The sequence below is a fragment of the Microbispora sp. H10830 genome, from assembly GCF_014161375.1.
In the GTDB taxonomy this organism is placed as follows: Bacteria; Actinomycetota; Actinomycetes; order Streptosporangiales; family Streptosporangiaceae; genus Microbispora; species Microbispora catharanthi.
In genome coordinates, this window is record NZ_JABBWX010000020.1 from 1 (window position 1) to 22,931 (window position 22,931).

General features: G+C 72.3%; 16 protein-coding genes. 9 read left to right on the plus strand and 7 right to left on the minus strand.

Annotation, left to right across the window (positions count from 1 at the left end; translation table 11 throughout):
• Window positions 1-521: 521 nt before the first annotated feature.
• Window positions 522-2,627 carry a 3-hydroxyacyl-CoA dehydrogenase NAD-binding domain-containing protein gene (locus HHX35_RS36215; RefSeq protein ID WP_182903138.1) on the minus strand — a complete coding sequence of 702 codons (2,106 nt, stop codon included), beginning with the start codon at window positions 2,625-2,627 and terminating at the stop codon, window positions 522-524.
• Entirely contained in the window at window positions 2,624-3,808 is a 1,185-nt protein-coding gene (locus tag HHX35_RS36220) for a thiolase family protein (protein ID WP_182903139.1), read from the minus strand. Before HHX35_RS36220 ends, HHX35_RS36215 begins: the two co-directional genes overlap by 4 nt.
• Before the next feature lie 237 nt (window positions 3,809-4,045).
• On the opposite strand from HHX35_RS36220, the gene HHX35_RS36225 reads away from it, so the two are divergent.
• Entirely contained in the window at window positions 4,046-6,469 is a 2,424-nt protein-coding gene (locus HHX35_RS36225; protein ID WP_182903140.1) for a hypothetical protein, read from the plus strand.
• A gap of 129 nt (window positions 6,470-6,598) precedes the next feature.
• Here HHX35_RS36225 and HHX35_RS36230 read toward each other — a convergent pair whose 3' ends face one another.
• Together HHX35_RS36230 and HHX35_RS36235 are read right to left on the minus strand one after the other, a co-directional pair.
• The gene (locus tag HHX35_RS36230) at window positions 6,599-7,822 is read right to left on the minus strand and encodes an HRDC domain-containing protein (protein ID WP_182903141.1); all 1,224 of its coding nucleotides are present in this window, start codon (window positions 7,820-7,822) and stop codon (window positions 6,599-6,601) included.
• A 3-nt stretch (window positions 7,823-7,825) separates the two neighbouring features.
• Window positions 7,826-8,422, minus strand: coding sequence for a DUF3000 domain-containing protein (locus HHX35_RS36235; RefSeq protein ID WP_139574684.1), 597 nt, complete (start codon window positions 8,420-8,422; stop codon window positions 7,826-7,828).
• Between the two features lie 567 nt (window positions 8,423-8,989).
• Between HHX35_RS36235 and hemE the strand changes: the two genes are divergently transcribed.
• The gene (hemE, locus tag HHX35_RS36240; protein ID WP_182903142.1) at window positions 8,990-10,027 is read left to right on the plus strand and encodes a uroporphyrinogen decarboxylase; all 1,038 of its coding nucleotides are present in this window, start codon (window positions 8,990-8,992) and stop codon (window positions 10,025-10,027) included.
• 11 nt (window positions 10,028-10,038) lie between these two features.
• On the opposite strand, the gene HHX35_RS36245 is transcribed toward hemE, so the two are convergent.
• The 3 genes from HHX35_RS36245 to HHX35_RS36255 all read right to left on the minus strand — a co-directional run bounded on the left by HHX35_RS36245 (window position 10,039) and on the right by HHX35_RS36255 (window position 15,902).
• Window positions 10,039-11,157, minus strand: a complete 1,119-nt coding sequence (locus HHX35_RS36245; protein WP_182903143.1) for a DUF4349 domain-containing protein — start codon at window positions 11,155-11,157, stop codon at window positions 10,039-10,041.
• A 168-nt stretch (window positions 11,158-11,325) separates the two neighbouring features.
• A complete protein-coding gene (locus HHX35_RS36250; protein ID WP_220506291.1) occupies window positions 11,326-14,637 on the minus strand; it encodes a PQQ-dependent sugar dehydrogenase in 3,312 nt (1,103 codons plus the stop codon).
• 125 nt (window positions 14,638-14,762) lie between these two features.
• Entirely contained in the window at window positions 14,763-15,902 is a 1,140-nt protein-coding gene (locus tag HHX35_RS36255; protein WP_182903144.1) for a sugar phosphate isomerase/epimerase, read from the minus strand.
• A 410-nt stretch (window positions 15,903-16,312) separates the two neighbouring features.
• Here HHX35_RS36255 and HHX35_RS36260 point away from each other — a divergent pair, with 410 nt between their 5' ends.
• Genes HHX35_RS36260 through HHX35_RS36290 form a run of 7 tightly spaced genes read left to right on the plus strand, consistent with a single transcriptional unit; the run spans window position 16,313 to window position 22,923 of the window.
• A complete protein-coding gene (locus tag HHX35_RS36260; protein WP_182903145.1) occupies window positions 16,313-17,455 on the plus strand; it encodes an inositol-3-phosphate synthase in 1,143 nt (380 codons plus the stop codon).
• Window positions 17,452-18,297 (plus strand): SCO3242 family prenyltransferase, encoded by an 846-nt coding sequence (locus HHX35_RS36265; protein WP_182903146.1) that lies wholly within the window; start codon window positions 17,452-17,454, stop codon window positions 18,295-18,297. Before HHX35_RS36260 ends, HHX35_RS36265 begins: the two co-directional genes overlap by 4 nt.
• The gene (locus HHX35_RS36270) at window positions 18,294-19,145 is read left to right on the plus strand and encodes a sugar phosphate isomerase/epimerase family protein (protein ID WP_310739540.1); all 852 of its coding nucleotides are present in this window, start codon (window positions 18,294-18,296) and stop codon (window positions 19,143-19,145) included. The genes HHX35_RS36265 and HHX35_RS36270 overlap by 4 nt, the downstream gene beginning before the upstream one ends.
• Window positions 19,111-19,614, plus strand: a complete 504-nt coding sequence (locus HHX35_RS36275) for an EboA domain-containing protein (RefSeq protein ID WP_182903147.1) — start codon at window positions 19,111-19,113, stop codon at window positions 19,612-19,614. The genes HHX35_RS36270 and HHX35_RS36275 overlap by 35 nt, the downstream gene beginning before the upstream one ends.
• Before the next feature lie 5 nt (window positions 19,615-19,619).
• Complete coding sequence (locus HHX35_RS36280; RefSeq protein ID WP_182903148.1) at window positions 19,620-20,462, plus strand: TatD family hydrolase; 843 nt, start codon at window positions 19,620-19,622, stop codon at window positions 20,460-20,462.
• Window positions 20,463-20,464: 2 nt separating this feature from the next.
• Entirely contained in the window at window positions 20,465-21,598 is a 1,134-nt protein-coding gene (gene eboE / locus HHX35_RS36285) for a metabolite traffic protein EboE (RefSeq protein WP_182903149.1), read from the plus strand.
• Window positions 21,598-22,923 carry an alkaline phosphatase family protein gene (locus HHX35_RS36290; RefSeq protein ID WP_182903150.1) on the plus strand — a complete coding sequence of 442 codons (1,326 nt, stop codon included), beginning with the start codon at window positions 21,598-21,600 and terminating at the stop codon, window positions 22,921-22,923. Before eboE ends, HHX35_RS36290 begins: the two co-directional genes overlap by 1 nt.
• Window positions 22,924-22,931 lie beyond the last annotated feature (8 nt).

Sequence of the window (22,931 nt, forward strand, 5' to 3'; positions counted from 1 at the left end):
CACCCGCAGACGATCCGGCCGAACCCCTGGCGCACACCGCCCTGGCCGCGTCATAGTCACACCAACCCACAACTCGCCGACCCCACATGATCAGCAGCGAGTTACACCACTCAGCGGGACATCACCCACGGTCCTGGGGGATGGTCAGCGCGGCGCGTATGGCCCGCAGGTTCTTCTCCGGCAACGGCTTCTCTCCGGGCACGAAGTCGTGCGGCTGCGCTGTCATGTCCTGCTCCCTTCCTGCTCATAGAGACTACAGAGGAGGGGTGACATCCTCGGCGTTCCAGGGCTTCAGAGCCCACCCAGGTCGCAGCTTCGGTAATGAGGAGCCGCCGCGCCGGGTGGCGCGGCGGCTCGGTCGGGGCCCTGTGGTGCGGGGCCCCGCTGCTCCGCGCGGCCCTGTGGATGGAGGGCCTGGTGGGTCCGCGGTCTCGTGGTTCGCGGGTCCGTGGCGGAAGGATCAGGCGGGCCGCCCGGCGCGGGCCGTGTCAGCTCGGGCCGGGCGGCTCGTGTAGGAGAACTCAGGCCGGTACGGAGGCGACGCCGGACTCCAGGAAGCGGGAGCCGGTGACCTCCTCGGAGATGCCCGTCCGGTCGAGGTACGGAGTGATGCCGCCGGTGTGGAACGGCCAGCCCGCACCGAGGATCATGCACAGGTCGATGTCCTGCGGGGCCGAGACCACGCCCTCGTCGAGCATGAGCCTGATCTCCTGGGCGAGGGCCCGGAGCGCGCGCAGCCGCACATCGTCCGCCGTCGAGGGAGACGAGCCGCCCTCGAACAGCGCCCGCACCTCCGGGTCGATCTGGAAGTCCGGGCCGTAGAGGCCCGGCTTGCCCGCCGCGACCAGCTTGGCGAGGTTCTCCGAGACGCCGAACCGGTCCGGGAACGCCGCGTGCATCGTCTCGGCGACGTGCAGCGCGACGGCCGGGCCGACGAGCTGGAGCAGCGCGAACGGCGTCATCGGCAGGCCGAGCGAGTCGAGCGCGTGGTCGGCGACCTCCAGCGGGGTGCCCTCGTCGGCCGCCGCCGTGACCTCGCCCATGAACCTCGTCAGCAGCCGGTTGACGACGAACGCGGGCGCGTCCTTGACCAGCACGCACGACTTCTTCAGCGTCTTGCCGACCGCGAAGGCCGTGGCCAGCGTCGCGTCGTCGGTGGCGGCGCCCCGGACGATCTCCAGCAGCGGCAGCACCGCGACCGGGTTGAAGAAGTGGAAGCCCACCACCCGCTCCGGGTGCCGCAGGCCGGCCGCCATGTCGGTGACCGACAGCGAGGAGGTGTTGGTGGCGAGCACGCAGGTCTCGGAGACGACCTCCTCCACCTCGGCGAAGACCTTCTGCTTCACGCCGAGGTCCTCGAACACCGCCTCGATCACGAAGTCGGCGTCGGCGAAGGCGTCCTTGGCCAGCGACCCCGTCACCAGGCCCTTCAACCGGTTGGCCTGGTCGGCGGAGATCCGGCCCTTGCCCAGCAGCTTGTCGACCTCGGCGTGCACGTAGCCGACGCCCTTGTCGAGCCGGGCCTGGTCGAGGTCGGTCAGCACGACCGGGACCTCCAGGCGGCGGGCGAACAGCAGCGCGAGCTGCGAGGCCATCAGCCCGGCGCCCACGACGCCGACCTTGGTGACCGGGCGGGCGAGCGACCTGTCCGGCGCGCCGGCCGGTCGCTTGGCCCGGCGCTGCACCAGGTCGAAGGCGTACAGCCCGGCCCGCAGCTCGTCGCTCATGAGCAGGTCGGCCAGCGCCTCGTCCTCGGCGGCGAAGCCCTCGTCGCGCGACGCCGTACGGGCCAGGGCCATGAGATCGAGCGCCCGGTAGGGCGCGGGGGAGGCCCCGCGCAGCTTGAGATCGACGAGGGTCCTGGCCTGGTCGATCACCGGCGCCCAGTCCGCGGCGGTGTGGTCGGCCCGCTCGACGGTCACCTCGCCGCGCAGCACCTGGGCCGCCCACCGCAGCGACTCCTCGAGGAAATCGGCCGGCTCGAACATCGCGTCGGCGATCCCGAGGGCGAACGCGTCGCGGCCCTTGATCATCCGATTCTGCGACAGCGGGTTCTCGACGATCAGCTTCAGTGCCTTCTCCGGGCCGATCAGGCGGGGGAGGAGCTGGGTGCCGCCCCAGCCGGGCACCAGGCCGAGGAAGCACTCCGGCGTCGCGACGGCCGGGACGCCCGACGACACGGTGCGGTAGGTGCAGTGCAGGGCGATCTCCAGCCCGCCGCCCATCGCCGCGCCGTTGACGAACGCGAACGACGGCACGTCCAGCTCGCCGAGGCGGCGGAACACGTGATGCCCGAGCTGTCCGATGGCCAGCGCCTCCTCGCGGGAGGACACCGCCGCCGCGCCCTTGAGGTCGGCTCCGACGGCGAAGATGAACGGCTTGCCGACGACGCCGACGGCCGCGAGGTCGGAGCGCGCGGCGATCGCGTCGAGCGCGTCGTTCAGCGCGAGCAGGCCGTGCGGGCCGAAGGTGTTGGGCTTGGTGTGGTCGAGGCCGTTGTCGAGCGTGATCAGGGCCATCGTGCCCGCGCCGTACGGCAGTTCGACGTCGCGCACGAGCGCCTTGGTGACGACCTCGTCGGCGTTCTTGCCCTCCAGGAGGGCCTTCCAGGTCTCGATCGTGCTCATGCGAGGTTCTCCCAGATGACCGTGCCGCCCATGCCCATGCCGACGCACATCGTGGTGATCCCGTAGCGGACGTCGGGACGCTCGGCGAACGCGCGCGAGAGCTGGATCATCAGCCGGACGCCCGACGACGCGAGCGGGTGGCCGAACGCGATCGCGCCGCCGTACGGGTTGACGCGCGGGTCGTCGTCGGCGATGCCGAAGTGCTCGAGGAAGGCCAGCACCTGTACGGCGAACGCCTCGTTGATCTCGAACAGGCCGATGTCGTCGATGGACAGCCCGGCCAGGCGCAGCGCGCGCTCGGTGGAGGGGATCGGGCCGATGCCCATCACCTCGGGGTCCACGCCGGCGAAGGCGTAGGACACCAGGCGCATGCGCGGGGTCAGGCCCAGCTCCCCGGCCACGTCCTCGGCGGCCACGATGCAGCCGGTCGCGCCGTCGTTGATGCCGGAGGCGTTGCCCGCCGTGACCCGCCCGTGCGCGCGGAACGGCGTCTTGAGCGTGCGCAGGCCCTCCAGCGTCGTGCCGGGGCGCGGCGCCTCGTCCACGGTGGCCAGGCCCCAGCCCTCGGCGGCCTTGCGGGCGGCCACCGGCACCAGGTCGCGCTGGATCCTGCCGTCGGCGTACGCCTTGGCGACCTTCTCCTGGGAGGCGACGGCGAAGGCGTCGGCGCGCTCCTTGGTGATGGACGGGTATCGGTCGTGCAGGTTCTCCGCGGTCATGCCCATGACCAGGGCCGAGCCGTCCACGAGCTGCTCGGACAGGAACCGGGGGTTGGGGTCCACCCCCTCGCCCATCGGGTGGCGGCCCATGTGCTCGACGCCGCCGGCGATGGCCACGTCGTACGCGCCGAAGGAGATGCCGCCCGCCACCGTGGTGACGGCGGTCATCGCGCCGGCGCACATGCGGTCGACGGCGTAGCCGGGGACCGACTTCGGCAGGCCGGCGAGCACCGCCGCGGACCTGCCGATGGTCAGGCCCTGGTCGCCGATCTGGGTGGTGGCCGCGATGGCCACCTCGTCCACCCGCCCCGGCGGGAGGCCGGGGTTGCGCCGCATCAGCTCGCGGATGACGCGGACTACCAGGTCGTCGGCACGCGTCTCGGCGTACAGGCCCTTCGGGCCCGACTTGCCGAAAGGCGTCCGAACGCCGTCGACGAAGACGACTTCACGGGACGCAGGCACGGGTTCGCTCCTACTTGTCGGTAGCTTCCGGCCCCTATGCTACTGGTCAGTAACCGGTCCCGGGATCGGCGGGTCCGCCGCGCCTGTGAATGATCGTTAACCGGTCGGAAACTGGCAGGAATCAGCGCATGTCGCCAGTGGCGATCTCATTCGGGGTGCAACCCCTCAAACCTCAAGAATCCCTCCTGTAGCTCTCGTGGGCGGCTTTCTTGGGGCATTGCACTCGAAAAGGAACCAATGCGCTCTCCTGTGCGCGCCTGGGCCAAGGCGCTCGCCGCGGCCGTCACGGCCGCGACCCTGTCCACCTCCCTTCTCACGGGATCCGCGCACGCCGCGCCGCCCGGCTCGCCCGGCTCACCCGGCGAGGACGGCACCTGGACCGTCGAACCCGTCGGCGGCGGCCACCGGGTCACCCTGCACCTGAACACGCCGCTGCCGGTCCGCGACGCCGTCCCCGAACTCGCGGCGGACGGCCGGTCGCTCGGCCCGGCCGAGGAGTCGCCCGACGGCATGACGCTGACCGTCGTCACCCCCGACCCCGCCGTCGCCACGGCGTCGTCCGTCGACGTGGCCTGGAACGGCGAGGTGCCCGAGGCCACCGCGGCGGCCGCCGGCAAGGCCGCGCCCACGCCCGCCGACCCGCCCGCCAAGACGCACGGCAGGCCGGCTCCCGTGCCTGTCGACCCCGCCGAGCCCGGTCCGTACGCCGTGACCCACGACGAGTACGACCTCGGCGACACCGCCATCACCCTGGAGGGGCTCGGCGGCCGTCAGGCCGAGATCCGGGCGAAGGTCTACCTGCCGGAAGGCGCCCGCGGCAGGCGTCCGCTGGTCGTCTTCCTGCACGGCCGCCACTCGGCCTGCTACGACCCCACGGCCTGGACGACGTTCAACACCCAGTGGCCCTGCCCGGCGGGGCAGCGGCCCATCGCCAGCTACCAGGGCTACGACGGCCCCGCCGACGTGCTCGCCGGCCACGGATACGTCGTCGTGTCGGTCAGCGCCAACGGCGTCAACGCCGCCGACAACCCCTACAGCGAGGACCGGGGCGCGCTGGCCCGGGGCGAGGTCGTCATGCGGCACCTCGACCTGCTCGCCGACGCCGACGAGGGCGTGGGCGACGCGAAGCTGGTGAGCCTGTTCAAGGGCCGCCTCGACATGTCCGACGTCGGACTGATGGGCCACTCACGCGGAGGCGAGGGCGTCGTCAAGGCCGCGCTGATGAACGCGGGCAGGGCCAGGCCGTACGGCATCAGGGCGGTGCTCCCGCTCGCCCCGACGGACTTCGCGCGGGCGACCCTGCCCGGCACGCCGATGGCCGTCATCCTGCCGTACTGCGACGGGGACGTCTCCAACCAGCAGGGCCAGCACTTCTACGACGACTCCCGGTACGCCGTGGACGGTGACCCGGCCTTCCGCTCCTCGCTGATGGTCATGGGTGCCGACCACAATTTCTTCAACACCGAGTGGACGCCGGGCGTGGCGCACGCGCCCGCGTCCGACGACTGGTCGAACCGCAACGACCTGGTCTGCGGCGGCGCCGCGCCGTCGCGGCTGACCGCCGCCGAGCAGTACGCGGTCGGCACCGCGTACATCGCGGGGTTCTTCCGCCTGGTCCAGGGCGGCGAGCAGGGCCTGCTGCCGCTGTTCGACGGCAGCGGCGGCACCACCGCCTCCGCCGGGCGGGCCGTCGTGCCCGCGGTCGCCCAGGCCCCCGCGGGCAAGCGCCTCGACGTTGCCTCCTTCGCGTCGCTCGCGCCGTCCACGCGGGTCTCCGGCTCGGCCACCGCGGTGGTCTGCGCCGGGATGCTCGACCGCTCGCCGCAGAGCGGCCTGCCGTCCTGCGCCTCCACGCTGACCACCGCGCAGGCGCCGTCCTGGACGCCCGCGACGTACGCGAACAACGTCGCCTCGACACCGGTACTGCGGTTCTCCTGGAGCGACCCCACGGGCACGGTGACGGTGCCGCTGGACACGCCGGACCAGAACGTCTCCCGCTACGACGCGCTCACCTTCCGCGCGGCGAGGGACGAGACGGCGACCGGCGACGTTGACCTCGCGGTCGAGATCGTCGACAGGCGCGGCGCGTCCCGCACGGTCAAGGTGTCCGAGGTCGGCGACGCGCTCACGGCGTTCCCCGGCACGTCCTCGCCGCTGCCCAAGACCTGGCTGCGCACGGTCCGCGTCCCGCTGAGCTCGCTCACCGGCGTCAAGCCACAGCAGATCAGCGAGATCCGGATCTCGGGTGCGAGCCGGAAGGGCGCGGTCTACCTCGCGGATCTCGCGTTCACCACGACGGCCGCGGGTGAGGCCCGCACCGACAGGCTGCCGCAGGTGTCGGTGGAGGGCGCCACGGTGGACGAGGGCGACGGGCCGGGCACGGCCACGATGAGGGTGCGGCTGTCGGAGAAGAGCGCCACGCCGGTGACGGTCCAGATCCAGACGATCGCGACCGGGGCCGCCCCGGTGATCGCCTCGGCGGCGCAGGAGGTCGTCATCCCGGCCAGGTCCCTGGAGGCGTCCTTCCGGGTGCCCGTCAACGGCGACACCGCGGTGGCGTCGGCGCCGCAGTCCTACCAGGTGGTCGCCTCGGTGCCGGTCAACGCGACCATCGGCGGCGGCTTCGCCCGGCTCGTCGTGAACGACGACGACGTGCGCTGAGTGAACAGGCTCCCGGGGGCGCGCCGGCGACGGCCGCGCATCCGGGAGCCGCCACGTGCTCACGCCGGTTCGAGGAACTCCAGGCGGTAGCCGAAGGGGGACTTCCCGTCCGGGCCGTAGCCCCGCATGTCACACCTCTCCCTTGATCTCCAGCCGCTCCAGTGCCTTGGCCAGCGGGTGGACGGTCAGGCCGATCTGCCACTCCCGCGCGCCCAGTGAGCGCAGCCGCGCCGCCACGCTCTCCTCGCTGATCGGCGCGGGCGGCTCCCAGGTCAGCCTGCGCACAGCGTCGGGCTGGAGCAGGTTCTCTGTCGGCATGCGGTGTTCGTCGGCGAGCGCGGCGACGACGGCCCGCGCCGCCGCGAGCCGCTTGGCGGCGGCCGGGTCGCGGTCGGCCCACCGGTTGGCCGGGGGAGGGCCGTCCCCGGGCCCCACGGGCTGCGGCAGCGCCGCCTCCGGCATCGTGCGGGCCCGGTTCACCGCCGCCAGCCAGTCGTTGAGGTGGCGGCGGGCGCTGCGGCCGACGAACGGGTTGATCTCGGTGAGGGCCTTGGTCGTGCGCGGCTGGTCGAGGGCGGCCTGCACGATCGCCGAGTCGGGCAGCACGCGGCCCGGCGCGAGGTCGGCCTCCCGCGCGATCTGGTCGCGCAGCGTCCACAGCTCCCGCACCACGGCGAGCCCGCGCAGCGTGCGCACCCGGTGGATGCCCGAGGTGCGCCGCCACGGGTCGGTACGCGGGGGATGGGCGGGAGCGGCCAGGATCGACGTGAACTCCTCCAGCGCCCACTCCAGCTTGCCGGTGGTGGCCAGCTCCTCGTGCAGGACGTCGCGGAGCTCGACCAGCACCTCCACGTCGAGCGCCGCGTAGCGCAGCCAGTCCTCCGGCAGCGGGCGGGCCGACCAGTCGGCCGCGGAGTGCCCCTTCTCCAGCCGCAGGCCGAGGACGAGCTCGACCATGGTCCCCAGCCCGACCCGCTCGTAGCCGAGCAGCCGCCCGGCCAGCTCGGTGTCGAACAGCCGCCGCGGGCGGAAGCCCAGCTCGGCCAGGCACGGCAGATCCTGGTTCGCGGCGTGCAGGACGATCTCGGTGTCGCGCACGGCCTCGTCCAGGGCCGACAGGTCGGGACACTTGACGGGGTCGATCAGCGCGGTGCCCGCACCGGCCCGGCGCAGCTGCACCAGGTAGGCGCGGCCGCTGTAGCGGTATCCGGAGGCACGCTCGGCGTCGACGGCCACCGGCCCCGTCCCACGGGCGAAGGCGTCCACGGCGGCCGCGAGCGCGGCGGAGTCCTCGATGACGGGCGGGATTCCCTCGCGCGGCTCCAACAGAGGCTGGACTACGGGTTCTGTCACGGGCTAAGGAACTTTCGGATCATCTCGGCGGGCGGGGCGCCGATGCAGCGTGGCGACGTCGGGCGGCAGCGGGGGAATGCCGGCGGCCAGGCACATGAGGTCGCACCAGGCGGCCGCGTGCGACGACAGGTCCTCGTCGAGCGGCGACCACGAGGCCCGCAGCTCGATCTCGGTGGTGACGGGGTCGTCCGCCTTGCCGCCGAACCCCTCCGAGACGGCGCGGGTGACCGTGCCGCCCACCGCGGCGTACCTCGCGCCGTGGGCGTCGAGCGCCTCGGTCAGCCAGCTCCAGGCCACCGGCCCCAGCAGCGGGTCTGTGGTCATCTCCGGCTCCATGTCGGCGCGTACGTAGGCGACGAGGCGGAACGGCCCCTCCCAGCCGCGCTGGCCCTCGGGGTCGAACAGCATGATCAGGCGGCCGACGGCGAGTTCGTCGTCGTCACGGTACACGGAGGCCCCGACCGCACCGGAATACGGCGCGAGCCGCTGGGGCGCGGGGATGTCCTCCAGCTCGATCTCCGGCCGTACCTCGGCGGGGCGCAACGTCTCCAGCGCGCGCCGGAAGGCGGCGGGAGGCGCGGGCGGTTCACCGAGGGTCATGACGGAAGAGTAGGTCGGATTCGGGAGAGCGCGAAGCAGGGGGGTGGCTGTGGGGGGCATCGGAAGTCGTCAAACCGTCGCCGCCAGTCGAGCCGTCACCCGGTCGGCCGTCCGTGCCGGGGCGCGTCCGCGCGTGCGGTCCCGGCGGTCGCCGCGGCCGTCCGCGCGCTCTCGCCGCCCCGTCGCGCGCGGCGCGCCGCTCGGGCAGGCGGGGCGCGCGGCGTCGCTGCCGGCACAGTGCTCAGTGCGGCGTTCGGGGGAACTCCACATCGAAGTCATCGCTCCGGGGCCTCTCGTCGGATCCACGGTCGTGGCGGTCGCTCGGGACTGATCCGACGTTGGCACGTCCCGGCGACATTTCCCCGCATCGCACTCGGCGTGTCTCGAAAGTGGTATTGGAATCGATGCCGGATGGCCGATTGGCGAACACATTACCGAGCTGTGAGATGACTCACAGGAGGGGATGGGGTTCACCTTACGCGATCAACGGCCATCCTCGCGTCGTTCTGGAGCCCCAGGTCGTGGGTCCAGGCACCGGGCGGTGTGGGGACATGGCAGGCTGGTGCCGTGAAACCCCAGCTCGCCGATTCCGTTTTCATTCGCGCGTGCCGGCGCGAGCCCGTTCCGTACACGCCGGTGTGGTACATGCGCCAGGCCGGGCGGTCACTGCCCGAGTACCGCCGGGTGCGCGCGGGCGTCGAGATGCTCACCGCCTGCGCCACGCCCGACCTCGTGGTCGAGATCACCATGCAGCCGGTCCGCAGGTACGGCACGGACGCGGCGATCTTCTTCAGCGACATCGTGGTCCCGCTCAAGGCCGTCGGCGTCGACCTCGACATCAAGCCGGGCGTCGGCCCGGTCGTCGGAACCCCCATCCGCGACAAGGCGGGCATGGAGATCCTGCGGCCGCTGGAGCCGGACGACGTCCCCTACGTGACGGAGGCGATCGGCGCGCTCACCGGCGAGCTGGGCGGCACCCCGCTGATCGGCTTCGCCGGAGGGCCCTTCACGCTCGCGTCGTACCTGATCGAGGGCGGCCCCTCCAAGAACCACGACCGCACCAAGGCCATGATGTACGGCGAGCCCGAGCTGTGGCACGAGCTGATGGAGCGGCTCGGCGCGATCACGCTCGCCTTCCTGCGCGTGCAGGTGGCGGCGGGGGCCTCGGCCGTCCAGCTCTTCGACTCGTGGGTGGGCGCGGTCGCGCCGCAGGACTACCGCACCTACGTGCTGCCGCACACCGGCAGGGTCTTCGCCGGCCTGGCGGACCTCGGCGTGCCGCGCATCCACTTCGGCGTCGGCACCGGCGAGCTGCTCGGCCTCATGGGCGAGGCCGGCGCCGACGTGGTGGGCGTCGACTGGCGGGTGCCGCTCGACGAGGCCGCGCTGCGCGTGGGCGCGGGCAAGGCCCTGCAGGGCAACCTCGACCCGGCGATCCTGCTCGCGCCCTGGGAGGTCGTCGAGAGGCGGGCCAGGGACGTGCTCGAACGCGGCCGGGTGGCCGAGGGGCACGTGTTCAACCTCGGCCACGGCGTGCTTCCCTCGACCGACCCCGACCAGCTCGCCCGGCTCACCGACTTCGTCCACGAGTCGTCGGCCCGCTGAGCGCCAGGTCCCTATCCCGGCGTGCGCTCGGATTCCCGGCCCTGATCCTGGTTCTCGTCCCGGTCCTCGCGGGGAGCCGGCTCCGGTGAGCCGAGGTGCGGCTGCCCGGCGGGGCCGCCCGTGGGCGCGGGACCCGCCGGGAAGCCGGGTCCGTGCCCGGGAGGAACGGGCCCGGGGGGTACGGGCCCTGGGGGTACGGAACCGGGGGGCACGGAACCGGCCGGCGGGGCGGCACGGCGGCGCATCCGGCGCATGACGACCCGGACGGCCAGCCACACCACCCCGGCCACGACGATCCAGGGCAGCAGCGCGCCCAGCACGGTCAGCGCCATCACGGTCGACGCGGTCAGGGTGTCCCACCCGGCGCGCAGGCCCGCGAGGAAGCCGGTCTCGTCCTCCTTCTTCTCGGGCCGGGTCCAGGGCTTCGGCGGGAGCACCAGGGTGAGCGTCACGGTGGCCATGCCGGTCTGCGCCTCCAGGGCCTTCTGCCTGGCCTGCAGCGACTCCAGATCGGCCTCGCGGCTGGAGATCTCCCGCTCGATCTCCAGGATCTCGCCGATCTTGTTCGCCTTCGACAGCAGCGTGCGGAACTGCCCGAGCGCGGCCTCGGCCGACTTCACCCGGCTGGCGACGTCGGCGACCTCCTCGGTGACGTCCTGCGCGTTCTGCTGCACCGACGTGCGCGTGCCGAGGTCGCGTCCGAGCTGGGCCAGCACGTCGGCGTAGCGCGCCGGGGGCACCTTGAACGCGATCGTCGACCGGTCGCCGCCGGAGACCGACTCGCTGCGCTCCTCGGCGACGTACCCGCCCGCGCCCGTCACTATCGCCTTCGCGCGATCGGCCGCCGCCGTGACGTCCTTGGCCTCGACGGTGAGCTCGGCCTGGTAGATGATCGCCCGGTCGGCCGGGTCGATCCTGGTCTTTTCCTGCCCGCCGCTCGCGTCATCCGTGGCGGGCGCCCGTTTCCCGCTCTGGTCCGTGGCCCCGGCCGTGGCGGCCTCCCCGGCCGGCGCCACGGGAGCGGCGGCGCTGCCGGCCGTGTCGCTGCTGGATTCGCCCGAGCCGCCGCACCCCGTCAACAGAAAGGCGACGGCCGTCAGGGCCGCCGCGCCGTACCGGATTCGCCTCATGTCCTTTACATCGGCTCACCGATGTGGACAGTTCGGCGCCGGCGATCACGATGGCATCACGATGCCGCCGTGGTCGCCGGCGCCTCTGTTTTCGGGGGGTGAGAGGGCTGTGGGGGGTGTGGGTCCCGTGGGTCCGGCCGGGCCGGGCCGGACCCACGGGACGTCTGGCTAGCCGCGCAGCCGCTCGATGAGCGCCTTCGCGTCGCGGATGAGCGCGTCGCTCGCGGCCTTGTCGGTCACCCTCTTGGGTTCACCGGCGAAGCCGGTGAACCGCTCCAGGGCCTTGATCGCGTTGTCCTTCTTGCCCATGCCGGCCTGGCTGGCCGCCTGGTCGAGCTGCGCGATCAGGACGTCGCCGTCCTCGGTCACCGTGCCGGCGCTCCGGAAGGCGGTGAGGAGGGCCTTCACGTCCTCGAAGGAGGTCGTGACGGTGAAGGCCGCCGTCTTCTTCGTGGCGTGCCCGGCCTTGTCCTTGGCGGTCACGACCAGCTCGTTCTCGCCGAGCGGCAGCTTCCACAGGGCGAGCGCCTCGCCCGACTCGACCTGCAGGTCGCCGACGGCCGCGGTCACGCTCGCCACCCCGGACGCGGCGTCCGTGGCGGAGAAGACGGGCGTGATCGAGGTCGAGTCGCCGTGGTCACCGGACTCGACGCCGCTGACGGTCAGCGCGGGCGCGGTCTTGTCGATCTTCACGGTGAGGGTGCCCTGCCCGACGTTGCCGCCGCTGTCGGTGGCCCGGTAGCGGACCTCCGTGGCGCCCTCGGTGCTGAACGTCACCGCGTTGTTGGCGCTCAGCCAGGTGGTGCCGCCGTTGATCGAGTACTGCCTGCTCGACACCGTGCCGTTGTCGGTCGCGGCGACCGTCATCGTCACGTTGCCGGTGTACCAGCCGTTCTCACCGTTCGGCTGGGCCGGGTTGAGCGTGGCCGTGACGGTCGGCGGGGTCTTGTCGGCGACGCCGTCGCCCGCGAAGGTGAACGCGTCCACGTCCACGCCGCCGGTCGAGGTGACGTACAGCTTGCCGCTGCCCGTGGGGGCGTTCTTCAGGTCGGTGGTCACCGTCTGCCAGCCGGAGCCGGCCGGGATCGCGACGGTCGCGAACGGGGCCGCGGTCGGCGAGTTCCAGCGCAGCGACAGGGTGCCCGCGCCGGTGGCCACGGTCTTCACGGACGTGATGCCGCTGAGGTTCACCGGGTCGTAGCCGATGTAGTCGCCGGCGTCGAACGAGGTGACCTTGTTGAGGCCGGACGCCGTCTCGTCCTGGGTCTTGGTGACGCCCTTGCTGTCGTCCCCGTGCTCGGCCTGCATGAGCTTCGGGTTGAGGATCAGCGTCGCGTCGCTGCTCGCGCCGGGGATGCCGTTGGCGCCGTTGTCGCGGTAGCTGACCACGACGACGCCGAAGATGTTCTCGGTCTCGCCGTGCTCGGGCGCGTCGGCCGGGGTCGCCCAGGTGACGGTGCAGCCGGTGCCCGTGGTGATCGGGTGGGCGTGCGTGTCGTGGCCGAGGCCGAAGGTCCACGCGACCCTGCTGCAGGTCGGGTTGTCGCCGTCCTCCTGGTCGGTCACCTTGACCTTGAACGGAACCGCGTTGCCCCAGTCGATGAACCCGCCGTCGCCGGGGGTCTCGATGCTGACCGTGGGCGCGGTGTTGCCGACGGTGATCTCGGTCGTGGCGAGGCCGAACCTGCCGCCCGCGTCGGTGACGCGGAGCCTGGCGGTGTACTGCCCGAGCTTGTCGTAGGTGTGGCCCGCGGTCACGCCCTTGGCGTCGAAGGTGCCGTTGCCGTCGAAGTCCCACTCGTAGGTGAGGTCGCCGGCCTCCGAGTCGGAGGACTTGGCGCCGCTGAACTGGACGGTGAGCGGCGCGCTGCTGCCCGACGTCCTGTCAACGGTGATCTTCGCCTGCGGGGCCTTGTTGCCGGGCGAGTAGTCGATGCGATAGAGGCCCGAGTCGGGGTTGGCGCGGAAGAAGCCGTCGCCGTACTCGAGCACGTACAGCGCCCCGTCGGGGCCGAACTCGAGGTCCATCGGGTTGTCCGTGATGGGCATCGCCATGGTGGTCAGGTCGGCGTTCGGCAGGAACTGCTCGATCTTCGACACCGGGCCGTCCGCGCCGGACACGGTGAACGCCGCCAGGTAGTCCTGGGAGAACTCGCCGAAGAAGAACTTGTTGTCCCAGTATGCGGGGAACTTCGTCGTCGAGGGGTTGTCCGCGTCGTAGTGGTAGACCGGGCCGCCCATCGGGGCCTGGCCGTTCTGCTTCGGATCGAACTCGGTCAGCCCGGACCACTCGGCCGGCTGGTCGCTCGCGCGGTCGCCGTAGTACAGGTCGGCCGGGGTCGCGGGCGGCAGCTTCTCCAGGCCGGTGTTCCACACGGAGTCGTTGGTCGGGCCGCCCGCGCAGTCGAAGAACTCACGCGGCTTGGAGTTCGCGTAGTCCCAGTGGTTGTAGTTGAAGTTGTCGCCGGTGCAGTACGGCCAGCCGCCGTTCATCGGCTTGTTCAGCGGGGTGACGTTCCACTCGACGTACCCCATCGGGCCGCGGTTGGGGTCGGCGGCGCCGGCGTCCGGTCCGTAGTCGCCCCACGACAGCGTGCCGGTCTTCCCGTCGACGTCCATGCGGAACGGGTTCCGCACGCCCATCACGAAGATCTCGGGCCTGGTCTTGGCGGTGCCCTTCGGGAACAGGTTGCCGTCCGGGACGGTGTAGGAGCCGTCCGCGCCCACCTTGATCCGCAGGATCTTGCCGCGCAGGTCGTTGGTGTTGCCCGCGCCGCGACGGTCGTCGAAGCCGGGGTTCATGCCGGGGGCGTCGTTGTTGGGCGCCATGCCGTTGGCGCCGGGGGTGCTGGCCGGGGTGTTGTCACCGGTGGCCAGGTAGAGGTTGCCGTCGTCGTCCCAGTCGAAGTCACCCGCGACGTGGCAGCACTGCCCGCGGTTGGTCCCGACCTTGATGATGACCTGCTCGGTGGACAGGTCGAGCTTGTCGCCGTCCCACTTGAACCGGGAGAGCTGGTTGTAGCCCTTCCACTGGTCCCAGTACGACTCGTCGGCGCCCGCGGGCAGGGAGTTGGGCGCGGAGCCGGTCGGAGTCGTCTCCGGGTACGGCCCGGTCATCTTCCTGGGCGCGTAGTAGACGTAGACCCACTTGTTGTTCGCGAAGTCGGGGTCGAGGCCGATCGTCTGCAGGCCGTCTTCGGAGTTGTTGTAGACGTCGATCGTGTTGACGACCTTGGTGACGCCGGTGGCGGGGTCGGTCATCCGGATGTCGCCGTTGCGGGCGGTGTGCAGCACCCGGCTGTCCGGCAGGATCGCCATGTCGATCGGCTCGCCGACGTCCTTGGTGAGGGTGACCTTCTCGTAGTTCTCCCAGTGCAGCGCGTCTTCGTGCGCCTGGGCCGGAGCGGCGGTGAGCGTCGCCGCGAACGGGAGCGTCAACGCGGCGGCGAGACCGCCGACCAGTATGCGAGTACGCTTCAAGTCTGCTGCGCCTCTTCTTTCAGGGGGGTGGCAGGAAAAGGCGGGCCGCCGCGTGCCGGTGGAACGGGTCGAACGCGTGGCGGTCCGCCATACTCAGATGACCAGCCGAACTGCTCGGGCGGGCCTCAGCCGCGGAGCTTGGCGATGTTGCTGTAGCTCAGCTCCGCGTACTGCAGCGACTGCGCCGGGTTGGCGGTGCCGCCGGGGGCGTTGTCCTGCTCGTACATCGGGTTGTGGTAGCCCTTGGCGCCCATCTCGGAGAAGAAGCTCTTGTAGTCGATGTCGCCGGTGCCGAACGGAACCATGTCGTAGCCGTTGGAGGTACCGGTGTTGATCTTGCCGTCCTTGGCGTGGAACAGCGGGAACCGCATCGTCTGGGCCTGCACGACGCCGAGCGGGTTGAAGACCTGCGTCTGGGTGGAGCCGTCGGCCGCGGTGTAGGTCTTGTACTTGTACTGGGCCACGTGCGCCCAGAAGATGTCCATCTCCAGCCAGACCTTGCCGGGGTCGGTCTGCTGCAGGAAGTACTCGAGGCGCCGGATGCCGGAGGAGCGGGTGGGCCGGCCCCGGTCGTCGAGCGGGCCGCTGTCGAGCAGGAAGCTGTAGGCCACGTCGTGGTTGTGCGTGTACAGCTTGAGGCCGGCCGCGGTGGCGAGCTCGCCGAGCGTGTTCCACTTCTCGGCGGCGACGTCCCAGTCGGCCTTGTAGGCGCTGCCGGTCGGGTCGCTGCCGGTGCCCACGTGGCCCATGCCGAGGATGTTGGCGATCTCCAGGTGGAGCTTGAAGCGGTCGAGGTCCGCCTGGCTCAGCGGCCAGGAGCCGGGGATGAAGCCGTGGTTGCCCTCGGCCTCCAGGCCGTTGTCGTCCAGCCAGGTGCGCATCAGGCGGGCGCCCTCGACGCTCTCCAGGCTGGCGCCGCCCTCGGCGTTGGCGTGCTGGCCGTAGCCGGCGAACTCCACCTGCTTGTAGCCGATCCGGCTGAGCTCCTGCAGCACGGCGCGGAAGCCGGACGGGAGGGTGGTCGACCCCGGGTCACGCGAGATGGCGTCGCGGACGGTGTACAGGATGATGCCCCGCTTACCGGGCGGAACGAGCACGCCGTTGCCCGCGGTCGCCGCACGCGCGGCGGACTTCATCGGGCCGGCCGCGGCCACGGCGGCGGCCGCCGCCATGCCGGTCGTGGCCGCGAGGAACTGGCGGCGGTTCAGCCCCAGCCTGCGTCCGAGGTTGCCGGCCGTCTCCATCTCTTCTTCGTACGCGCTCATCGTCTTGCCAACTCCATCTGCGTGAAGAACCTTGATCCCCCGATGACGCGGGCGTGCCGCGGGTGACTCCGCTCCTTCGCCTCACTCCGGCCCCTTGTGACTGTGCGGAGCACTTGGCGAGCAAGTTACGCGACTTTTACTTAACGGGGAAGAAGTTTTTCCATGATCTTTTGAACTTTCTCTTCCCAGAGGACAAAGTCCGAGGTTCGGTGAGGGCTCACGCGTCGGCTGCCGCCGCGGCCCCCGCCGCGGAGCGGCCGTGAGGGTCGGCGGCCGGGGTCTCGTCGCGCTGGTGGGTGAACTTTCTGTACCCCCGCGAGAAACTTTTCCTTGTCAGTGACGAAAGATCCCTCTTACTATCCGAATGTTCCGGGGTCATCCTTCATACCCGAGTTGACGGGAGAGTTACAGTGCCCATCGGTGTCTGGCTGGTCGGCGCCCGGGGGTCCGTCGCGACCACGGCGGTGGTCGGGGCGGCAGCGGTTCGCGCGGGAGCGGCCCCGCCCACCGGCTGTGTCATCGAGGCCGCGGACTTCCCCGGGGACTTCACCCCCCTGGGTGACCTGGTGTTCGGCGGTCACGACGTGGTCGCCACACCGCTGCGCAAGAGGGCCGAGCTGCTCGCCCAGGCGGGCGTGCTCCCTCCCGTCCTGGCGAGCCTGCTCGCCGCCGACCTCGACGCCGCCGAGGCCGAGATCAGGCACGGCTATGTCCCCGGCGAGGAGAGCCAGGCGCAGGCCGCGCGGCGACTGGCCGGCGACATCGCGGACTTCCGGGAGCGGCACGGCCTGTCCCGCGTCGTCGTGGTGGACGTGTCGTCGACCGAGCCCCCCGCCGAGGTGCCGTACGCCACGCTCGCCGACCTGGAGGAGGCGCTCGCGTCCGGCCGGGACGCGCTGCCCGCCAGCTCCCTGTACGCCTACGCGGCCTTCACGGCCGGATGCGGCTACGTCGCGTTCACCCCCTCGGCGGGCCCGACGCCGCCCGCGCTGGACGAGCTGGCCCGGCGGGGCGGCCTGCCGTACGCGGGACGCGACGGCAAGACCGGGGAGACGCTGGTCAAGAGCGCGCTCGCGCCGATGTTCGCCGGCCGCGCGCTGCGGGTCCGCTCGTGGTCGGGGCTCAACCTCCTCGGCGGCGGCGACGGCGCCACGCTGTCCGATCCCGCCGCCCGGGAGAGCAAGTCGGCGAGCAAGGCGCGGGCCGTCCCCGCGATCGTGGGCGAGGACGTCGAGGGCCTGACGCACATCGACTACGTGGCCGACCTCGGCGAGTGGAAGACCGCCTGGGACCACATCACGTTCGAAGGATTCCTCGGCGTCCGGATGACCATGCAGTTCACCTGGCAGGGCTGCGACTCGGCGCTCGCCGCCCCGCTCGTCCTCGACCTCGTCCGGCTCGTCGCGCGGGCTCACGAGGCCGGGCACAGCGGCGTGCTCCCCGAGCTCGGCTACTTCTTCAAGGACCCGCTGGGCGGCGCGGGGCACGACCTGCCCACCCAGTACGTCCGCCTGGTGGACTTCGCCCGGTCGCTGACAGGCGAACACCGGTGAGGGCCTGGCTGGAGCTGGTCCGCGCGCCCGCCGCGCTGTCGGTCCCCGGCGACACGCTCGCGGGGGCGGCGGCGGCCGGGCGATCGGCCCGGCCCGGTCTCGCCGTCGCGTCGGTGCTGCTCTATTGGGCCGGAATGGCGCTCAACGACTGGTCCGACCGGGAGCTCGACGCGAAGGAGCGCCCGGAGCGGCCCATCCCCTCCGGCAGGATCAGCCCGGGAGGGGCGCTCGGCCTCGCCGCCGCGCTCACCGGCGCCGGTGTGGCCGCCGCCGCGGTCTTCGGCGGGCGGCGCGGGCTCGCGGTCGCGAGCCTGCTCGCGGGCTCTGTGTGGGCCTACGACCTGAAGCTCAAGCACACCCCGGCGGGCCCCGCCGCGATGGCGGCCTGCCGGGTGCTCGACGTCCTGCTCGGGGCGGGTCCCGACACCCGGGCGGCCGCCCCCATGGCGCTGGCCGTCGGCGCGCACACCTACGGGCTCACCGTGCTCGGCACGGCCGAGGTCGACGGCGCCACCCCCGCGATCGTCACCCAGGCGCTGGCCGCGACCGGCGCGTCCGCGGCCCTGGCCGCCGTCGCCTGCCGCGGCGGCGAGACCACCGGGCGGCTGGGTGCCGCCGTGATGATCGCCGGCTATCTCGCCACCGCAGGAGGGGCCCAGGCGGCGCTGCGCGCCGACCCCGACCCCGAGCAGGTGCGGCAGGCGGTGCGGATGAGCATCCTCGGCCTGATCCCGCTGCAGGCGGCCGCGGTGGCCGGGCGGGGCAGGCTCGCCCAGGCGGCGGCGCTGCTGGCCGCGCTGCCGGCCGGCCGGTGGCTGTCTGCGAAGGTGGCCACGTCGTGAGCGTGCCTATGAACTGGGCCTACTGCACCAACGGCTTCCGCGACCATCCACTCGACCAGACGCTGGAGGTGCTCGCCGACCTCGGCTACACCGGCGCCGCGGTCACGCTCGACCACGGGCATCTCATGCCCGGCGCGTCCCCGGCGGAGGCCGGGCGCATCGCGGCGCTGGCCGGGCGGCTCGGCCTGGCCCTCGCCGTGGAGACGGGTGGCCGTTACACGCTCGACCCCCGGCGCAAGCACTTCCCGACCCTGCTCCACGACGAGGCCGAGGCGCGGGTGCGCTTCGTGTGCGAGGCCATGCGGATCGCGGCCGACCTCGGCGCCCCCGTGGTGCACCTGTGGAGTGGCATCCGGCCGCCAGAGGTGCCCGAGGCCGAGGCGTGGGACCGGCTCGTACGGCACTGCGAGCGCCTGCTCTCCGAAGCGGACGAGGTGGGCGTCACGCTCGGGTTCGAGCCCGAGCCGGGCATGCTCGTGGCGGACCTCGCCGGATACGAACGGCTGCGCGACCTGCTCGGCGGGCACCCGAGGTTCGGCCTCACCCTCGACATCGGGCACTGCCGCTGCCTGGAGCCGTACGACGTGCCCGAGTGCGTCGAGCGGGCGCTGCCGCACCTGGTGCACGTGCAGATCGAGGACATGCGGCGGGGCGTCCACGAGCACCTCGAGTTCGGCGAGGGCGAGATCGACTTCCCGCCCGTGCTCGCCGCCCTGGACGGCTTCGGCGGGCTGGTCGCCGTCGAACTGGCCAGGCACAGCCACGCGGCGCCCGAGGTGGCGAGAAGGTCGATCGAATTCCTGAGGAGGGCACATGACCTGGCTGGCGCGGGCCGTAGCCGACGTTGAGCGCGACCCGGAGACCGTCTACGCGCTGTTCCCACGGGCCGCGCGGGAGGGCGGCCCCGGCGCCCGCACCGAGCTGCTCGGCGCGCTGGCGAAGGCCCTGCCCGACCCGGCGGCGGCCGTCATGAAGCTCTACTGGCAGGGCGACGCGGGGGAGCGGCTGGAGATCCTGGAGTCGCTTCCGCAGCTCGACCTCGGTCCGGCCGCTCTCCCGCTCGTCCACGACGCCCTGCGGACCAACGACACCCGGCTGGTCGCCGCCGCGCTCGGCCCGTACGGCTCGGCCTGGCTGGACGACCACGCCTTCCGGCAGGGCGTGCTCAAGTGCGTCTTCATGTCCGTCCCGCTCGCGTCGGTCGAGGGCCTCGGCCGCCGGTTCGACGAGGAGCTGCGGCGCATGCTCGCCGACTTCGCCGCCGAGCGCCGCGCGGCCGGGCGTCCCGTTCCCCCCGACGTTCTCGAGAGGCTCTGATTCCGATGAGGATCTTCGACCCCCACGTCCACATGACGTCCCGCACGACGGACGACTACGAGCGCATGTACGCCGCCGGGGTCCGTGCCGTCGTGGAGCCCGCCTTCTGGCTCGGCCAGCCGCGCACGAACGTCGGCAGCTTCCTCGACTACTTCGACGCGCTGCTGGGCTGGGAGCCCTACCGCGCCGCGCAGTACGGCATCCGCCACCACTGCACGCTCGCGCTCAACCCGAAGGAGGCCAACGACCCGCGCTGCGCGGGCGTGCTGGACGAGCTGCCCCGCTACCTGCTGAAGGACTCGGTGGTAGCGGTCGGCGAGGTGGGCTACGACTCGATGACGCCGGAGGAGGACCGCGTCTTCGAGGCCCAGCTCGCGCTCGCCGAGGAGCACGGCCTGCCGGTGCTCGTGCACACGCCGCACCGCGACAAGGCGGCCGGCACCCGGCGCACGCTCGACGTGGTCAAGGGCATGGACCCCGGCGTGGTGCTGGTCGACCACCTCAACGAGCTGACCGTCGGCATGGTCCACGAGGCCGGCTGCTGGATGGGCTTCTCGATCTACCCGGACACGAAGATGGACCCCCAGCGGATGGTGGCGATCCTCAAGGAGTACGGCACCGAGCGGATGATCGTGAACTCCGCCGCCGACTGGGGACGCAGCGACGTGCTCAAGACCCGCGAGGTCGGCGAGGCCATGCTGGCCGCCGGGTTCACCGACGACGACGTGGACCGGGTGCTGTGGCGCAACCCCGTCGCGTTCTATGGCCGGAGCGGCCGCCTGTCGCTGGACGACGTCGAGTCGGGCGGCGACTACGAGGGCAACACGATCCTGCGCGGGACGCGCTGATCATGCGCCTGCTGCATCCCTCCGGCTCCGTCGTCCACCTGGCCTACTGCACCAACGTCCACCCCGCCGAGGACCTCGCCGGGATCCACGAGCAGCTGTCCGGAGTCGCCGCCCGGGTGCGGGCGCTGACCGGCGCGCCGGTGCTCGGCCTCGGGCTGTGGCTGTCGTCCGGCGCGGCGCGGGCGCTGCGGGCCGACCCCGCCGAGCTGGCGCGGCTGCGCGCCCGGCTGGACGAGCTGGGGCTGGAGGTCGTCACCCTCAACGGCTTCCCCTATCAGGGCTTCCACGACCAGGTCGTGAAACTCCGGGTGTACCGGCCCGACTGGGCGGAGCCGCAGCGGCTCGCCTACACCCTCGACCTGGCCGAGATCCTCACCGCGCTGCTGCCGGACGACGTGACCGAGGGCTCGATCTCGACCCTGCCCCTCGCCTGGCGCGCCGGCTGGACGCCGGACAAGGCCGCGGCCGTCGCCGCCAACCTGGACGCGCTCACCCAGGGCCTGCGGGCGCTGGCGGAGCGCACCGGCAAGACGATCCGCGTCGGCTTCGAGCCCGAGCCGGGCTGCATCGTGGAGACCACCCCCCAGGCGGTCGAGCTGCTGGCAGGCACGGACCCCGCGCATCTCGGCGTCTGCCTGGACGCCTGCCACCTCGCCGTCGGCTTCGAGGAGGCCGCCGACGCGGCCGGTCTGGGGCTCCCCATCGTCAAGCTCCAGGTCTCGTCCGCCGTCGAGGCGCCGCCGGGCGGCCAGCGGGCCCTGGCGGCGTACGAGGAGGAGCGGTATCTCCACCAGACGCGCTGCGCGGCCGGATACGCCGACGACCTGCCGGAGGCGCTGGCCGGCGGGCTCCCGGCGGACCTGCCGTGGCGCACGCACTTCCACATGCCGCTGCACGCCGCGCCCCCGCCCCCGCTCACCACGACCACTCCGTACCTGGAGGAGCTGCTCGGGCGGCTCATGACCCCGGACGGGGACCTCGCTGCCCCGCTCACCGCGCCCCTCACCCGGCACCTCGAGGTCGAGACCTACACCTGGAGCGTGCTGCCCGGCCCGGTGGACGTCGCCGAGGGCATCGCGGCCGAGCTGGACTGGACCCGGCGGCGGCTCGCCGCCCTCGGACTTAAGGAGATCTGATGGCGCCCGTCGTCGTCGTGAACGTCGTCGGCCTGACCCCGCGCCTGCTGGCGCACATGCCGAACGTGTCCAAGGTCGGCACCGCCGCGTCGCTGCGGCCCGTGCTGCCCGCCGTGACCTGTTCCGTCCAGGCCACGCTGCTGACCGGATCGATGCCGCGTGACCACGGCATCGTCGGCAACGGCTGGTACTTCCGGGACCTGGGCGAGATCTTCCTGTGGCGGCAGCACAACCGGCTGATCCAGGGCGAGCAGCTGTGGGACGCGGTGCCCGGGATCCGGACCGCCAACGTCTGCTGGTGGTACGCCATGGGCGGCTCCAGCGACTTCATCGTCACCCCGCGCCCGATCTACTACGCCGACGGGCGCAAGGAGCCCGACTGCTACACCAGGCCGCCGTCGCTGCACGACGACCTGGTCGCCGAGCTGGGCGAGTTCCCGCTGTTCACCTACTGGGGGCCGACGGCGAGCATCACCTCGTCCAAGTGGATCATCGCGGCCGCCCGCCGGATCCTCGCGAAGGAGCGGCCCGACCTGCTCATGGTCTACATCCCGCACCTCGACTACGACCTGCAGCGCTTCGGGCCCGACGCGCCCCAGGCCGTCGCCGCGGCACGGGAGGTCGACGCCGCGCTCGCGCCGCTGCTGCGGGAGGACGCCACCGTGGTCGTGCTGTCCGAGTACGGCATCACCAACGCGTCCCGCCCCGTCGACGTCAACCGCGCGCTGCGCCGGGCCGGGCTGCTTGAGGTCTACACCCAGGACGGCATGGAGTATCTCGACCCCTGGGCCTCGCGGGCCTTCGCGGTCGCCGACCACCAGGTCGCCCACGTCTACGTGAACGACACCGCCGACCTGCCCCGCGTACGGGACATCGTGGCCGAGCTGCCGGGCGTGGACGAGGTGCTGGGCCAGGAGGGCAAGGCGAAGTACGGCCTCGACCACGAGCGGGCCGGGGACCTCGTCGCCGTGGCGGAGCCGGACGCGTGGTTCACCTACTACTACTGGCTGTCCGACGATCGGGCGCCCGACTTCGCGAAGCTCGTGGAGATCCACCGCAAGCCCGGATACGACCCGGCGGAGCTGTTCATGGACCCGAACGACCCGCTCGTGAAGCTGCGCGCCGGCACGGCGCTGGCCCGCAAGAAGCTGGGCATGCGCTACATGATGTCGGTGGTGCCGCTCGACCCGGAGCCGGTGCGCGGCAGCCACGGCCGCCTGCCCGACGCGGCGGCGGACGGGCCGGTGCTGCTCGGCCCCTTCGACAGGGACGCCTACGCCGCGACCGAGGTCAAGGGCCTGCTCACGCGGCTACTGAAGGGCTGAGCCTGTGA

Excerpts from the sequence above, each read along its gene's own strand:
- HHX35_RS36225 (WP_182903140.1), top strand. The coding sequence starts at position 4,046 with ATGCGCTCTCCTGTGCGCGCCTGGGCCAAGGCGCTCGCCGCGGCCGTC.
- HHX35_RS36245 (WP_182903143.1), bottom strand. The coding sequence starts at position 11,157 with ATGAGGCGAATCCGGTACGGCGCGGCGGCCCTGACGGCCGTCGCCTTT.
- eboE (WP_182903149.1), top strand. The coding sequence starts at position 20,465 with ATGCGCCTGCTGCATCCCTCCGGCTCCGTCGTCCACCTGGCCTACTGC.
- HHX35_RS36290 (WP_182903150.1), top strand. The coding sequence starts at position 21,598 with ATGGCGCCCGTCGTCGTCGTGAACGTCGTCGGCCTGACCCCGCGCCTG.
- HHX35_RS36255 (WP_182903144.1), bottom strand. The coding sequence starts at position 15,902 with ATGAGCGCGTACGAAGAAGAGATGGAGACGGCCGGCAACCTCGGACGC.
- HHX35_RS36275 (WP_182903147.1), top strand. The coding sequence starts at position 19,111 with ATGACCTGGCTGGCGCGGGCCGTAGCCGACGTTGAGCGCGACCCGGAG.
- HHX35_RS36280 (WP_182903148.1), top strand. The coding sequence starts at position 19,620 with ATGAGGATCTTCGACCCCCACGTCCACATGACGTCCCGCACGACGGAC.
- HHX35_RS36235 (WP_139574684.1), bottom strand. The coding sequence starts at position 8,422 with ATGACCCTCGGTGAACCGCCCGCGCCTCCCGCCGCCTTCCGGCGCGCG.
- HHX35_RS36215 (WP_182903138.1), bottom strand. The coding sequence starts at position 2,627 with ATGAGCACGATCGAGACCTGGAAGGCCCTCCTGGAGGGCAAGAACGCC.